Annotated in this window: 14 protein-coding genes; 6 read left to right on the plus strand and 8 right to left on the minus strand. The window is 70.4% G+C overall.

Annotated features, from left to right (window positions below; genetic code table 11):
- Positions 1-120 precede the first annotated feature (120 nt).
- The gene (locus RWH44_RS08470) at positions 121-1581 is read left to right on the plus strand and encodes a lipopolysaccharide biosynthesis protein (RefSeq protein ID WP_316004236.1); all 1461 of its coding nucleotides are present in this window, start codon (positions 121-123) and stop codon (positions 1579-1581) included.
- Positions 1582-1740: 159 nt separating this feature from the next.
- Here the strand turns inward: RWH44_RS08470 and RWH44_RS08475 are convergent, their stop codons facing one another.
- The 6 genes from RWH44_RS08475 to purS form a co-directional block, all read right to left on the minus strand.
- The gene (locus RWH44_RS08475; protein WP_316004237.1) at positions 1741-2670 is read right to left on the minus strand and encodes a 2-hydroxyacid dehydrogenase; all 930 of its coding nucleotides are present in this window, start codon (positions 2668-2670) and stop codon (positions 1741-1743) included.
- 145 nt (positions 2671-2815) lie between these two features.
- Positions 2816-4264: an FAD-dependent oxidoreductase gene (locus tag RWH44_RS08480; RefSeq protein ID WP_316004238.1), complete on the minus strand. Its 1449-nt coding sequence runs from the start codon at positions 4262-4264 to the stop codon at positions 2816-2818.
- A gap of 2 nt (positions 4265-4266) precedes the next feature.
- Positions 4267-4761 (minus strand): ureidoglycolate lyase, encoded by a 495-nt coding sequence (locus tag RWH44_RS08485; RefSeq protein WP_316004239.1) that lies wholly within the window; start codon positions 4759-4761, stop codon positions 4267-4269.
- Positions 4762-4863: 102 nt separating this feature from the next.
- A complete protein-coding gene (locus RWH44_RS08490) occupies positions 4864-5577 on the minus strand; it encodes a GntR family transcriptional regulator (RefSeq protein WP_298870539.1) in 714 nt (237 codons plus the stop codon).
- Between the two features lie 12 nt (positions 5578-5589).
- A complete protein-coding gene (gene purQ / locus RWH44_RS08495; protein WP_316004240.1) occupies positions 5590-6297 on the minus strand; it encodes a phosphoribosylformylglycinamidine synthase subunit PurQ in 708 nt (235 codons plus the stop codon).
- Positions 6294-6545 (minus strand): phosphoribosylformylglycinamidine synthase subunit PurS, encoded by a 252-nt coding sequence (purS, locus tag RWH44_RS08500; RefSeq protein ID WP_298870543.1) that lies wholly within the window; start codon positions 6543-6545, stop codon positions 6294-6296. Before purS ends, purQ begins: the two co-directional genes overlap by 4 nt.
- A gap of 442 nt (positions 6546-6987) precedes the next feature.
- Between purS and RWH44_RS08505 the strand changes: the two genes are divergently transcribed.
- The 5 genes from RWH44_RS08505 (at position 6988) to RWH44_RS08525 (ending at position 12922) form a co-directional block, all read left to right on the plus strand.
- A complete protein-coding gene (locus RWH44_RS08505; protein WP_316004241.1) occupies positions 6988-8262 on the plus strand; it encodes an ABC transporter substrate-binding protein in 1275 nt (424 codons plus the stop codon).
- Positions 8263-8406: 144 nt separating this feature from the next.
- Positions 8407-9489, plus strand: coding sequence for a carbohydrate ABC transporter permease (locus RWH44_RS08510; protein WP_316004242.1), 1083 nt, complete (start codon positions 8407-8409; stop codon positions 9487-9489).
- Positions 9486-10391: a carbohydrate ABC transporter permease gene (locus RWH44_RS08515; protein ID WP_316004243.1), complete on the plus strand. Its 906-nt coding sequence runs from the start codon at positions 9486-9488 to the stop codon at positions 10389-10391. Before RWH44_RS08510 ends, RWH44_RS08515 begins: the two co-directional genes overlap by 4 nt.
- A gap of 29 nt (positions 10392-10420) precedes the next feature.
- Positions 10421-11875, plus strand: coding sequence for a glycoside hydrolase family 1 protein (locus tag RWH44_RS08520; protein WP_316004244.1), 1455 nt, complete (start codon positions 10421-10423; stop codon positions 11873-11875).
- 33 nt (positions 11876-11908) lie between these two features.
- A complete protein-coding gene (locus RWH44_RS08525) occupies positions 11909-12922 on the plus strand; it encodes a LacI family DNA-binding transcriptional regulator (protein WP_316004245.1) in 1014 nt (337 codons plus the stop codon).
- Here RWH44_RS08525 and RWH44_RS08530 read toward each other — a convergent pair whose 3' ends face one another.
- Positions 12923-13714, minus strand: a complete 792-nt coding sequence (locus RWH44_RS08530; protein ID WP_316004246.1) for a MerR family transcriptional regulator — start codon at positions 13712-13714, stop codon at positions 12923-12925.
- Entirely contained in the window at positions 13707-14219 is a 513-nt protein-coding gene (locus RWH44_RS08535; RefSeq protein WP_316004247.1) for a VOC family protein, read from the minus strand. Before RWH44_RS08535 ends, RWH44_RS08530 begins: the two co-directional genes overlap by 8 nt.
- Between the last annotated feature and the right edge of the window lie 111 nt (positions 14220-14330).

Genomic DNA, 14330 nt, shown 5'->3' on the forward strand with positions numbered 1-14330 from the left:
GGGGACTGGGCGGGTGAAAACCCGCGCTCAGAACGGCGGTGACGGGGGAGGCGGTTCCCGCCGCGCATAGGCTGCCCCGGCGCGCGACCCTCCGTGCGCGAGACGAGGAGAGAGACGGACGTGACGCCCGAGGCATCCGCAGGCGCACGAGCCCGGGGGGCGACGCTCCTCCTGTCGACGCAGTGGGTGCGCTACCTCCTCCAGATCGTCAACCTCGTCGTGCTGGCTCGCCTGATCGGTCCCGGCGACTTCGGAGTCGTCAGCCTGGGGCTCGCCCTCGTCGGCATCGCCTCGGTGCTGGGCGACTTCGGTCTCAGTTTGGCCGCGCTGAGGGAGAGTTCGCTCAGTCAGCAGCAGAAGAGCAATCTGCTGTGGATCAACAGCGGAATCGGTGCCGTGTCGGCCCTCGTCGTCGGGCTGTGCGCGGCGCCCATCGCCGCGGCTTTCGACGACGATCGCCTCGTCGTCGTCGTGCTGCTCGCGGCGCCCGCCTATCTCCTGCGGGCGGGGGCGGTGCAGTTCCTCGTCGAGCTGAACCGCCGGGAGCGCTTCTCGCGGTTGGCCGCCGCCGAAGTGGGTGGAGACGCGATCGGTGTGGGAACCGCGGTGGTCCTCGCCCTGGCGGGATCGGGCTACGTCGCCCTCGCCGTACAGGGGACGGTCGCGGCGGCGGTCACCCTGCTGTGGGCCTCGGTCGCCGCGCAGTGGCGCCCGAGCCTCCCGCGACGGGCCGAGATGCGCTCGCTGTTGACCTTCGGCCTGTCGACGCTCGGCGCCCATGCCGCGCAATACGTGACGACCAACGTCGACACGATCATGCTGGGCGCTTGGTATCCGGCGTCGGTGGTCGGCTTCTACTCGCGCGCCTACCAGCTCGTCATGCTGCCGTTGCAGCAGGTGGCGGCGCCGCTGACGAGGGTCGTCCTCCCGCGGCTGGCTCGGGTCGCCGACGACCTCTCGACGCTCAACGACGAACTGCTCCGGGCGCAGCGTCTCGTGAGTCACGTTCTGCTCGGTGTCACGGGTCTGCTGGTCGTCGGGGGTGCGCCGCTGATCGAGGTCGTGCTGGGCGCCGAGTGGCTCCCCGCCATGCAGTTCCTCCCGGTGCTGGCGGTGGGAACGGTCTTCCAGACGATCGCCTACGCCTACTACTGGGGCTTCGCCGCCCTCGGGCGGTCGGGGGCGCTGTTCTTCTCCGAGCTCATCGGACGCGTGCCGATGGTGCTGCTCATCGTGCTGCTCGCCCCCCTCGCCCCCACCGGTGTCGCCTGGGGTGTCGTCGCGGGGCAGGTGCTCATCTGGGCTTCGGGGACCTTCGTCTTCGCTCCGCGTGCGGGCCTGCGGAGAGGCGCGCTGCTGCGGAGCGCCGTCGTGCCGCTTCTGGTCAGCGGCGGAGCGACCCTGGGGTCGTGGGGAATGGATGCCGCGTTCTTCGCCGACCTCCCCGCGATCTTCCGTCTGGCGAGTGTCACCGCGACCTGGGCGGTGGCGGCCGGGCTGCTGATGTTCCTCTGCGGACGCAGCGACGCCCGATTGATGCGCGAGACGCTCCGCACGATGCGTCCGCAGCGGTCGTCCTGACCGCCCTCACCCCCCCCGACGCCCGCCCCGCGCGGCTGCCCACCGCCTCGACACGGTCGAGTGTCCACGACACTCCGCCTCCCCCCGCCGCCGAACGGCGTGTCCTGGACACTCGACGGGACAGACGGACGCGGGGGGGGGGGGAGAGAGAGAGAGAGATCAGCCGTTGAGCACGACGTTCAGCGGCTGCTCGCCGGCGGCGAGGCGATCGATCTGCCGGCGGACGAGACGCGCGATGCGCGGGCGCATGGCATCCGTCGCCCCTCCCACGTGCGGCGCGATGAGCACTCCCGGAAGATCCCACAGCGGGTGGCCCGCGGGCAGCGGCTCGGGGTCGGTGACGTCGAGCGCGGCGCGGAGGCGACCGCGGCGCACGTGGTCGACCAGGGCGTCGGTGTCGATGAGGGGTCCGCGACCGACGTTGACGACGAGCGCGCCGTCGGGCAGCGCCGAGAGCGCCGCGTCGTCGAGGACGTGGCGCGTCGACTCGCCCCCGGGGAGCGAGGCGATGACGATGTCGGTGTCGGCGAGCACCTCGGCGAGCTTGCCGAGGGGGAACACCTCGACGTCGTCCTGCAGCCGGCCGTGCGAGGCGATCGCGCGCAGGTGCACCTCGAAGGGCTTCAGACGCGCGGCGATCGCGCGTCCCACACCGCCGAAGCCGAGCAGGGTGACGCGGGCGTCGGCCAGTCCGGGCGCCCCGCCGCCGGTCCACTCGCCGCGATCCTGGGCGCGGACGACGTCGGGCAGCCGTCGTTGCGCGGCCAGGGTGAGGGCGAGGGCGAGCTCTGAGGTCGCGGTTTCGTGCACGCTCGCCGCGTTGGCGAAGACGATCCCCTCGGGCAGACGCCCCTCGACGTTGTCGTAGCCGATCGACTGGCTCTGCACGAGGCCGACCTCGATCTCCCGCAGGCGCTCGATCACGCCGGTCATCGACATGTACGGCGGAACCACCATGTCGAAGCGTTCTCGAGGGGCGGCATCCTGCATGTCCCACACGATCACCTCGACGCCGTCGGGCAGCTCGCCCAGATCGTCGCGCAGCTGAGCGGTGGGAACGGACACGAGGAGCGGGGTCGAAGTCGTCACCCGATCGACGCTACCCGCGCCGAGGGTGCTCCGGCCCCGGTGGACACGACGCAGGAGTCGTGTGCGCTGTCCGGGCCCGGGTGGATCAGGGCGGTGTCACGCGGCGGCGGTCCGGCGTCGTCCGCGTCTCCCGCCGCCGCGCGACTCAGGCGACGGTGACCGGTGCCGCCGAACGGCGGCCGATCTGCACTCCCACCGGCACGTCGTAGGCGAGGTACTCCGCGAGCAGGCGGTCGGAGTCGTGCTCGAACAGACGGCGCGAGAGGGCGGCGGCGAGCTTCGTCGCGCCGCCGACGAGGCCGGGGATCTGGTGGCTCAGCATGCCCTGGCTGATCCGCGCGCCGTGGTTGAACATGTGGATGCGAGAGAGCGCCGAACGCCCGGGAGCGCTGCGGCTGACGAGACCGAAGTCGTCGTCGAGGTACGGGAACGAGGCGAGTCCCGGGTTCTGCGCCGCATCCGCGGGGGGCAGGCGATCGCGCCACAGCACGGCATCCGCGGCGACGCCGGCCAGCTCGGGGCGCCGAGCCAGGTCGGCCACGATCCCCGTCGCCGCGAGCACGACGTCGTAATGATGGATGCCGTGGGGAGTGGTCACCGCGATCTCCTCGCCCGTCCACGAGACGTCCTCCCACGGCGACGAGGTGAGGAAGCGGAACGCGTCGAACGCATGTGCGCGCCACAGGGCGTTCTGCGTCGCGGGCTGATCGACGGCAGAGAGGTGCACGTTGAACGCCCACTTCTGCGCGTCGGTGAAGGAACCGTAGTTCTCGATGAGCCCGGCGAACTCCATCCAGCGGTACGGGCTCACCTGCGGCATCGACGGGCGACGCATGTGCACATCCACGCTCGCGGCCCCGTGCTCGAGGGCGGTGGCGGCGTTGTCGAACGCCCCGGTGCCGGCCCCCAGGATGCCGATGCGCAGGCCCGCCAGGGCGGCGAAATCGATGTCGTCGTGCGTGTGGTGCACGCGCTCGGCGGGTAGCCCGTCGAGCAGCGCGGGAAGGTGGCGTCCCCCGGCCCCCTCGATGCCCGTGGCGAGCACGACGTGCCGGGCGGGCAACATCCACTCTCCGTCGGGTCCGTCGAGGTGCAGGGTCAGCGGGTCGTCGGCGCCCGCGACGGCGAGGGATCTCACGCGCGTGGAGGCGACGGTGGTCACGGCGGAGGCGTCGCGGTACCAGTGCAGGAATCCCTGCCACGCCACGGTCGGGAAGTACTCGATGGCCTCCCAGGCCGCCTCGCCGTAGACGGCTTCGAACCACGCGCGCGGGCTCACCGCGGGGGTGCCCCACGTCGGCCAGGCGATGTCCTTCGGCGTGCGCAGCGTGTGCATGCGCGCGTAGGTGGTCCACGGCCCGGCCGCCTCGGCGGGTGCCGCATCGACCACGACGACGTCGTCGATGCCCCGGCGCCTCAGGCCCCGGGCGAGCACCAGACCGGCTTGACCGGCGCCGACGACGACCACCGGCCGCACGCCGTCGCGGGCACCGGCCCACGAACGACCGTCGCCCGCGCTCAGCTCCGCCTGATGCGCCGCCTCGCGCTCGAGGGCGGCGAGGCGCGCGGCGGCATCGGGCAGAGGGGTGAGCACTCTCACTCCCCGTCGATCACGACGCGCACGCCGTAGGCGTCGTCGAGACGGTGGTTGTGGTGATCGGAGACGTTGGTGTCGTCGAGCTCGAGGTTGACGAAGTCCATGCTCGGGTCGTCGAAGAAGGGCCCGGCGTGCCAGGTGCCCTTGCGCATCGTGATGGCGGTGCGCGGCGGGATGCGGAAGGCGCGCAGGTCGTCGAGGGTCGGCTCCTCGACCCCGGGGGCCGCCACGGCGATCGTCCACTCGACGTCACCGACCGCCATGAGCGTCTGCGTGGTCTCGAGGTGACGGGTGACCCGCACGAATTCGGCGGGCTTGTCGTCGAGGTGCATGAGGTAGAAGCGCGGGATGCCGCCGGACACGTCGAGCACGGCCTCCTCGGCCGTGAACGGGGTGCCGTCCTCCATGGGCGTCAGGACGACGCCGTAGGCCTCGAAGGCCTCGGCGGAGACGATCTCGGATCGCAGCGGGTGGACGGTCAGGGTGTCGGTCATGACGGCTCGCTTTCGTCGGGTAACCCCGACGTTACGCTTGTCCAACAAGAGTTCGAGACCCTTGTCGGACAAGTTCACCGTGCTGTTACGCGGCCGAAACGCTCAGGCTCGCACGCGCCGGATCAGCGCGTTGCGCAACCCCGGGGGTGCCGGGAGCTGGACCTCCCGCGACCAGTAGCCGATCGCGTCGTCGGCGCCGTAGCCGCAGTAGGTCATCTCGATGACCGGCGTCGCCGGCGCCGTCGACAGCAGCGCCGCGCGCTCGGCATCCAGGCCGCTCGCCTCGATCCACAGCGTCTCCCACGCGACGCGCACGCCGTTCGCCGCTTCCGCGAGGGCGAAGACCGGGCTGTGGGGATCGACCTCGGCCTCGCGCGTGACCGGCACGAGATCCTCGGCGAGGGCGTACGGCTGCCCGTCGACCCGCCACATCTTGACCGTGCGCAGCACGCTCGTGCCGTCGGGAAGGTCGTCGAAGCGGTGGATGCCGGGAGTCAGGGCGACCCGCTCCGACGACACCAGGTCGAGGGTCGCGTCATAGCCCGCCGAGCGGATCGACAGGAGATGGTCGAACTGCTGGTCGATGCGCCGCCCGACGCCCGGTAGGCGGCGGTTCGGCGAAGTGCGCGCCCCCTGCGTGCGATGGACGTACCCCCGCTCCTCGAGGCGGATCAGCGCCTCGCGCACCGAGTTGCGGCTCGCGCCGGTCAGCTCGGCCAGGCGCGGCTCGGAGGGCAGGGTGTCGGCATCCGCTCGCCAGAGGTGCAGGATGCGATCGATGAGCGCGTCCTGATCGGGGGCGCGCTTGTCGGTCACGGCGGGACCGGATCAGGCGGCGGCGTTCACCGCGGCGGCGATCGCCGACGTGAAGAAGCCGAGACCGTCGACGCCCGAGCGCATGGCGGCCGACGTGCCCGGGCCGAAACCGGGCTCGACCGCGTGCTCGGGGTGGGGCATGAGGCCCACGACGTTGCCGCGCTCGTTCGTGAGGCCGGCGATGTCGTCGAGGGAGCCGTTGGGGTTCACGCCCAGGTAGCGGAAGGCGACGAGGCCCTCGCCGTTCACGCGGGCCAGGGTCTCGGCATCCGCGATGTATCCGCCGTCGGCGTTCTTCAGCGGGATGACGATCTCGTCGCCCTCGGTGAAGTCGCTCGTCCACGCGGTGGAGGCGTTCTCGACGCGCAGGCGCTGATCGCGACGGATGAACTGCTGGTGCGCGTTGCGGATGAGGCCGCCGGGGAGCAGGTGCGCCTCGACGAGCATCTGGAAGCCGTTGCAGATGCCGAGCACGGGCATGCCCTTGGCGGCGGCGTCTTTGACCTCGGCCATGATCGGCGCGAAGGCGGCGATGGCACCGGCCCGCAGGTAGTCGCCGTAGCTGAAGCCGCCGGGCAGGACCAGGGCGTCGACGCCCTTGAGGTCGTGCTCGCCGTGCCAGAGGGCCACGGGCTCGCCGCCCGCGAGGCGGATCGCGCGCTGCGCGTCGCGATCGTCGAGGGAGCCGGGGAAGGTGATGACCCCGATGCGTGCGGTCACCGCTCGATGACCTCGACGTTGACGACGTCTTCGATGACGGCGTTCGAGAGCATTTCGTCGGCGAGCTCGCGGGCCCGGGCGAGAGTGGCCTCGTCGACCTCGCCCTCGACGGTGAGCTCGAAGCGCTTGCCGATGCGGACGTCGGAGAAGCGGTTCTCGCCGAGCCGCGACAGGGCGCCGGCGACGGCCTTCCCCTGCGGGTCGAGAAGCTCGGCCTTGGGCATGACGTCGACGACGATGGTGGGCACTGCAGCTCCAGAAGTCGGGTGGCGTTGTGGGAGTCATCTTACGCGAGCGCCCGGTCCGGCGTGGTGCAGGCTGAACGGCCCGGGGCGCCACGCGGTGGGCTCGCAGCGACCTCGACGCGTCGGGGGAGCCCGGCGTTGCGTGCACGGCGAGGTCCACGCTCGCGCTTTCGCCGCGCCGCGGGCTCCTCCCACGCGCATCCCCGCTCCGCCGCGGGGTCATCCTGCTCGATAAACGCCCACCGTGCCGAGAAACGCGCGCCGGGAGCGTTTCGCGGTACGCGCGGCGTTTATCGCGGCCTGGGGTGCGGCGATGGGATGTGGGAGCGCTCTCTTGACGTCGTGGGAGCGATCCCATATTGTCGCTCTCGATCAGTGAGAGCGCTCCCACACCTCGCACGTGGGAGTACGACACCGGTCAGCACCCACCACAAAGGAGTGATCTGTGAACACCCATGCCCTGCGCCGGACCGCGCTCGTCGCCGCGGTCGCGTCCACCTCCGCCCTCGTCCTCGCCGGCTGCTCCGGCGCCGGGGGCTCCGCCTCGGGCGGAGACGGCGACGTGACCCTCACCATCGCCACCTTCAACGACTTCGGGTACACCGATGCGCTCCTGCAGGAGTACATGGACGCGCACCCGAACGTGAAGATCGTGCACAATAAGGCCGCGACCAGCAACGAGGCCCGCGAGAACTACTTCCAGAAGCTCGGCAAGACCGGCCTCGCCGACATCGAGGCCATCGAGGTCGACTGGCTGCCCGAGGTCATGGAGTACGCCGACCTGCTCGCCCCCGTGCCCGACGACCTCAAGAGCCGCTGGCTCGACTACAAGGTCGAGGCCGCGACCAGTGCCGACGGCAAGCTCGTCGGCTACGGCACCGACATCGGACCCGAGGGCGTCTGCTACCGCTCCGACCTGTTCGCCGCGGCGGGCCTGCCCACCGATCGCGCCGAGGTCGCCAAGATGCTCGAGGGCGACTGGTCCACCTACTTCGCCGCGGGCGACAAGTACGTCGCGGCGACCGGCAAGGCGTTCTTCGACTCGGCCGGTGGCACGTACCAGGGCGCGATCAACCAGGTCGAGGCCGCCTACGAGAACCCGGATGACGGCTCGATCATCGCCACGAGCAACCCCGAGGTCGAGAAGATCTACGACCAGGTGCTCGCCGCCAGCGCGACGCAGTCCGCGCACCTCGGCCAGTGGTCCGACGACTGGTTCGCCGGCCTGTCGAACGGCGCGTTCGCCACGATGCTCTGCCCCGGCTGGATGCTCGGCGTGATCGAGGGCAACGCGCCCGAGGTGACGGGCTGGGACATCGCGAACGTCTTCCCCGGCGGGGCGGGCAACTGGGGAGGGTCGTACCTGACCGTCCCCGGCAACGGCAAGAACGTCGAGGCGGCGCAGGAGCTCGCCGACTGGCTCACCGACCCCGAGACCCAGGTCAAGGCGTTCGAGAACGCGGGCACCTTCCCGAGCCAGACCGACGCGCTGAAGGCCGACGCCCTCACCGGCAGCGTCAACGCCTACTTCAACGACGCCCCCGTCGGCGAGATGCTCTCCGAGCGCGCGCAGGCCGTGAAGGTCTCGCCGTACAAGGGCCAGTTCTACTTCCAGATCAACGACGCGATGCAGAAGGCCTTGACCCGCGTCGAGGACGGCACGCAGAGCGCCGACGAGTCCTGGAAGCAGTGGGCGAGCGAGGTCGACGCCCTGTCCTGACCGCGCGAACGGATGCCAGGGGGTCGCACCCCTGGCATCCGTCGCCCGTCCCCCTTCTCGCGTGAGGGGCTGGTGATCGTCGCCGAGGCATCGTCGCCGGCGACGGATTTCCGCCCCTCACGCGGCAGAAACGGAGCACAAGCCGTGACCAGCACACTCGAGCGACCCACGCCGGTCGCCGCGCCCCGGGCCCGCGAACCGCGGCGCCTCGGCTTCGGCCGGAGCCGCCGCAGCGCGTGGGACCTCAAGCTCTCGCCCTACCTCTACATCTCGCCGTTCTTCATCCTGTTCGCGATCACGGGTCTGTTCCCCATCGCGTACACCGCCGTGATCTCTTTCATGGACTGGGACCTGGTCCGCAACTCCGGCGAGTTCATCGGTTTCGACCAGTACGCGTGGGTGCTGTCGCAGCCCAAGTTCTGGATCGCGCTGCGCAACACCTTCAGCATCTTCCTGCTCTCCAGCGTCCCCCAGCTGATCATCGCGATCTTCATCGCCGCGATGCTCGACCAGAACATCCGCGCCAAGACCTTCTGGCGCATGAGCGTGCTGATCCCCTACGTCATGGCCCCCGTGGCGGTGGCCCTCATCTTCAGCAACATGTTCGGCGACCAGTACGGCGTGGTGAACACCACGCTGCAGAACCTCGGCCTGCCCGCCGTCCCGTGGCACTCCGACGCGTTCGCGAGTCACATCGCCATCGCGACGATGGTCAACTTCCGCTGGACCGGGTACAACACCCTCATCCTGCTCGCCGCGATGCAGGCGATCCCGCGCGAGTACTACGAGGCGGCGACGGTCGACGGTGCCGGCAAGGTCCGCCAGTTCTTCTCCATCACGCTGCCGAGCCTGAAGCCCACGCTGATCTTCGTCATCATCACCGCCACCATCGGCGGCCTGCAGATCTTCGACGAGCCGCGCATGTACGACCAGTACGGCACCGGCGGCGCCGACAACCAATGGCTCACCGTGACCCTGTGGCTCTACAACGTCGGATGGGGAGAGTGGAACTTCGGCCGTGCCGCAGCCCTCGCCTGGATCCTGTTCCTGATCATCCTCGCCATCGGCGCGATCAACATGATCGTCACGCGCGTGCTCGTGCGCGACGACGGCACCCGCGACCCCCGCAGCCGCCGCGAGCGCCGGGTGCAGGCGCGCGCCGCGAGACAACGAATGATGGCGGATGCCGCATCGGTCGGCATCCGCGGAGAGGAGACGCGTCGATGACCGCCGTCAACGCCGCCCCCGTCCCGATCGTGGAGCGCGACGCCTCGTCGCCCGCGCGCCGGCGCCCCCGCGCGGTGCGCGGCTCGCGGCCCGGCTGGATCGTCTACGCCACCCTCGGCGCGGTGCTGCTGGCCAGCGTCTTCCCGTTCTACTGGTCGTTGCTCATCGGCTCGGGCGACTCGTCCACGATCCGCGACGCGAACCGCTCGTGGATCCCCGGGGGGAACTTCTTCGCCAACGCCGCTGCGGTGATCGGCGACCCCGCGGTCAACTTCTGGCCCGCGCTGCTCAACTCGATCATCAGCTCCGGCCTGATCGCGGCATCCGTCGTCTTCTTCTCCACCCTCGCGGGATGGGCGTTCGCGAAGCTGCGCTTCCGTGGCGGCCCGTGGCTGCTGGTGTTCGTCGTGGGAACCATGGCGGTGCCGATGCAGCTGGGGGTGGTTCCGCTCTACATCCTGTTCAGCGAGCTCGGCTGGACCGGGCAGCTCGGCGCGATCATCATCCCGGCCCTCACGAGCGCCTTCGGGGTGTTCTGGATGACGCAGTACCTGCGCCAGGCCGTCCCCGACGAGCTGATCGAAGCGGCACGCGTCGACGGGGCGAGCTCGTTCCGCACCTTCCTCACGGTGGGGGCGCCGGCCGCGCGTCCCGCGGCGGCGATGCTGGGACTGTTCACCTTCGTGAGCGCCTGGAACAACTTCTTCTGGCCGTTCATCGTGCTCGACCGCCAGAACCCGACCCTGCCGGTGGCTCTCTCGCTGCTGCAGTCCAATTACTTCGTCGACTACTCGATCGTGCTCGCGGGAGTGCTGCTGTCGACGATCCCGCTCCTGCTTCTGTTCGTCTTCGCGGGCAAGCAGCTGGTCAGTGGCATCATGCAAGGGGCGGTCAAGGGATGACCCTCGCGCCCACGGAAGGAACCCGAACAATGTCCGACACCCGAGCCTTCCCCGAGGGCTTCCTCTTCGGTGCCGCCACGGCGGCCTACCAGATCGAGGGGGCGGCGTTCGAAGACGGCCGCACCGCCTCGATCTGGGACGCCTTCAGCCGTGTCCCGGATGCCGTGATCAACGCCGACAACGGCGATGTCGCGTGCGATCACTACCACCGCTACGCCGACGACGTGCAGCTGATGAAGCAGCTCGGCCTGCAGACCTACCGCTTCTCGACCTCGTGGTCGCGCGTGCGCCCCGACGGCGGCCCGCTTAACGCGAAGGGCGTCGACTTCTACAAGCGTCTCGTCGACGAGCTGCTGGATGCCGGCATCCTGCCCTGGCTGACCCTGTATCACTGGGACCTCCCGCAGGCGCTGCAGGAGAAGGGCGGGTGGACCGTGCGCGAGACGAGCGACCGGTTCACCGAATACGCGCTCGACATGCACGACGCCCTCGGCGACCGCGTCGACGTGTGGACGACCCTGAACGAGCCGTGGTGCTCGTCGTTCCTCAGCTACACCGCCGGCATCCACGCCCCGGGGCACTACTCGCAGGCCGAGGGCATGCTCGCCGCGCATCACCTGCTGCTCGGGCACGGTCAGACCGTGCGGGAGCTGCGTTCTCGCGACGCCTCGCTCAACCTGGGGCTCACTCTGAACCTCACGGTGGCGGATGCCGTCGACCCGGCCGACCCGGCCGACCTCGACGCCGCGCGCCGCATCGACGGGCAGTTCAACCGCTGGTTCCTCGACCCGATCTTCCGCGGGTCGTACCCGGCCGACATCATCAGGGATTTCCGCGACACCGACGCGGAAGCCGTGGCGCGCTGGCAGGAGGCCGTCCAGCCCGGCGACCTCGAGGTCATCTCGACCCCGATCGACTCGCTCGGCGTGAACTACTACCACGGTGAGCTCGTCGGCGGCACACCGCCCGAGGTCGACCCGCCCGGGGGCGATGCTCCGACGGTCCGCCCGATCGGGGTCCCCTTCCCGGCGCACGAGAAGCTCTACTGGCACGACCGCGGACTCCCGCGCACGAACATGGGCTGGGAGGTTCAGCCCGAGGGCCTCACCCGCCTGCTCGAGCGCGTGAGCGGTGAGTACGTGGCCGAAGCGGGCGTGGCGCTGTACGTCACCGAGAACGGGGCGGCCTACGACGACGAGATGGTCGACGACGACGGCGAGAAGCGCGTGCACGACGTCGACCGCGTCGAGTTCGTCGAGGCCCACCTCGGAGCCGTCCTCGACGCCGTGGACCGCGGTGTCGACGTGCGCGGCTACTTCTACTGGTCGCTCATGGACAACTTCGAGTGGGCCTGGGGCTACGCCAAGCGGTTCGGCATCGTGTACGTCGATTACCCGACGCAGGAGCGCGTGCTCAAGGACTCGGGTCGGCAGTACGCTCGCATCATCGCCGAGCGTGCTCTGGCCGCGGTCCCCGCGGTCTAGAGCTCGCCCGCCGGGTTCGCAGGAGGCAGGGCTATGGAGATCGCTCCCGTTCGCGGTACCGCCACGATCGAAGAAGTCGCGGCGCGGGCCGGTGTCTCCCGCTCGACCGTGTCACGCGTGGTCAACGGTTCCACGGCCGTGTCTCCCTCCGCACTCGAGGCCGTGCGCCGCGCGATCGACGAACTGCAATACGTTCCCAATCGCGCGGCGCGCTCTCTCGCCAGCCGGCAGACGCGGGCGATCGCGTTGGTCATCCCCGAGCAGACCGACCGCTTCTTCGGCGATCCGTTCTTCGCGTCGATCGTCGCCGGCATCGGCGAAGTGATCGGCGAGAGCGACTACATCATGAACATGCTGATCGCCAGCGACGACGCGAGCGCCAAGGCGCTCGGCTACCTCCGAGGGGGCAGCGTCGACGGGGCGATCGTGGCCTCGCACCACACCAGCGACACCTTCCTCGATCGCGTCGCCGACGTGGTGCCCGTCGTCTACGGCGGGCGACCGGCGCGGGTGCGCGCCGACGACTACTACGTCGACGTCGACAACGTCGAGGGCGGTCGAGTCGCCACCGCCTACCTGCTGGCCCGTGGGCACCGCCGCATCGCGACCGTGTCGGGACCGGACGACATGCCCGCCGGCATCGACCGTCTGCAGGGGTTCCGCGACGCGATGGCCGAGGCGGGAGTGGAGCCCGTCGCCGTCGAGAACGGCGACTTCACCGAGATGGGCGGCGCGCTGGCCATGACGCGGGTGCTGGCGTCGGGCGAGCGGCCCGACGCGGTCTTCGTGGCGAGCGACCTCATGGCGCGCGGCGCCTACACGGTGCTGCGCGAGAAGGGCCTGGAGCCCGGTCGCGACATCGCCGTCATGGGCTTCGACGACTCCGCGGTGTCGACCGCCCTCAGTCCCGCCCTGACCACCGTGCGTCAGCCCTCGCTCACGCAGGGGAGGTACATGGCATCCGTTCTGCTCGACATCCTCGCCGGGCGTCCCGCGGCCCACGCCACGATCCTGCCCACCGAGGTCATCGAGCGCGGCTCCGCCTGATCACTCCCACCGCGCGGTGTCGGGGTCGATGCCGTGCGCGCGGGCGCTCGCCTCGATCGCGTCGCGCAGCCAGGCCGCGAGTCCGGGGCGGATGCCGTCGTAGTGCGCCGCGAAGCGGGGGTCGTCGGCGTACATGCGACCGAGGTGCACCTGCATCTGCCGCGTGAGGGGGAAGTACTGCGAGAACACCTCGCGGTGGCGCTCGACGAGCGCCTCGGCCGCCGGATCGCCGGGCCGCACGCCGGCGTCGACAGCGGCCCCCAGCTCGTGGTCGAGGTCGGAGACCAGGCGTGTCACCGCCGCCCAGTCGTCGGCGGAACGGGATGCCGAACGCTCGGCGTACTGCTGCCATTGCCGCGATCCGCCGTAGGCGTCCCGCGCTTCGGCGGGCCAGCCCGTGTCCCAAGCCGGTCCGAACGTCTCGCGCTGCTCGTCCTCGGACAGCAGGATGCCGTGCTCCTGCGCCGCGATCATGCGCTCGAGGTCCTCGTCGAGGACCTGCAGCTGCGCGATGCGCTGAGCGACCTGGGCCCGCTGGACGCGGAGCTGATCGGCCACGTCTCCGCCCGGCTCGTCGAGCACCGCGCGGATGGCATCGAGGTCGAGGCCGAGTTCTCGGTAGACCAGGATGCGACGGAGGCGATCGAGGTCGTCGTCGGTGTAGAGCCGGTAACCGGCGCTCGAGCGCGCAGCCGGTCGCGCGAGTCCGATCTCGTCCCAGTGGTGCAGGGCGCGCACGGTCAGACCGAGTCGTGCGGCCGTCTCGCCCACCGGCATCCCGTGCTCAGCCATGCGACCCATCCTCGTCGATCCCGATGCCGACCGAGCGGAGATTCCGCCCCTCGGCGGACGCGGGGTCGAACACCTTGGCCGCGGTGAACAGCACGCGTGCGTTCTCGGGGGTGACGACCTCGACGTCGCGGGTGTTCCACGGGGTGTCGAGCATCTCGGGGGCGGCGCCGAGGGCACGCAGCGACGACATCAGCGGCTCGATCTGGTCGAGGACGCACGCGAAGCTCACGCGAACGGGCGACGTCTCCGGGGCTGGCTCGCCGACCACGAGGAGGACGTCTTGGAACGCCCATCGGCGCATGTGCACCATCTGGCCCGGGATGCCGAAGAGCTCGATGAATCCGAGACCGCGGGTCCAGAAGTCGACCGATGCCGTCAGGTCGGCGGTCGGCAGGGTGACGAACATGGGCATGCCGTAGATCCCCCGGTACACCGGCGGTGCGACGGCATCCGGCCCCGGAGCGGGGACGGGGCTGATCTTGAAGGCATCGAAAATGTCGTTCATGACCCCAGGGTCGGCCCTCACGTCGCGTGAGGGTCAAGCGTCACGCGGCCCGACCACTCGACTCGGTGAGCACGATGGGCCGCGTCCGCGTCGGAAGCCCCCTCGGGCGAG

This window comes from Microbacterium phycohabitans (genome assembly GCF_032464935.1).
GTDB lineage: Bacteria > Actinomycetota > Actinomycetes > Actinomycetales > Microbacteriaceae > Microbacterium > Microbacterium phycohabitans.

Excerpts from the sequence above, each read along its gene's own strand:
- RWH44_RS08485 (WP_316004239.1), bottom strand. The coding sequence starts at position 4,761 with ATGACCGACACCCTGACCGTCCACCCGCTGCGATCCGAGATCGTCTCC.
- RWH44_RS08515 (WP_316004243.1), top strand. The coding sequence starts at position 9,486 with ATGACCGCCGTCAACGCCGCCCCCGTCCCGATCGTGGAGCGCGACGCC.
- RWH44_RS08520 (WP_316004244.1), top strand. The coding sequence starts at position 10,421 with ATGTCCGACACCCGAGCCTTCCCCGAGGGCTTCCTCTTCGGTGCCGCC.
- RWH44_RS08525 (WP_316004245.1), top strand. The coding sequence starts at position 11,909 with ATGGAGATCGCTCCCGTTCGCGGTACCGCCACGATCGAAGAAGTCGCG.
- RWH44_RS08530 (WP_316004246.1), bottom strand. The coding sequence starts at position 13,714 with ATGGCTGAGCACGGGATGCCGGTGGGCGAGACGGCCGCACGACTCGGT.
- RWH44_RS08535 (WP_316004247.1), bottom strand. The coding sequence starts at position 14,219 with ATGAACGACATTTTCGATGCCTTCAAGATCAGCCCCGTCCCCGCTCCG.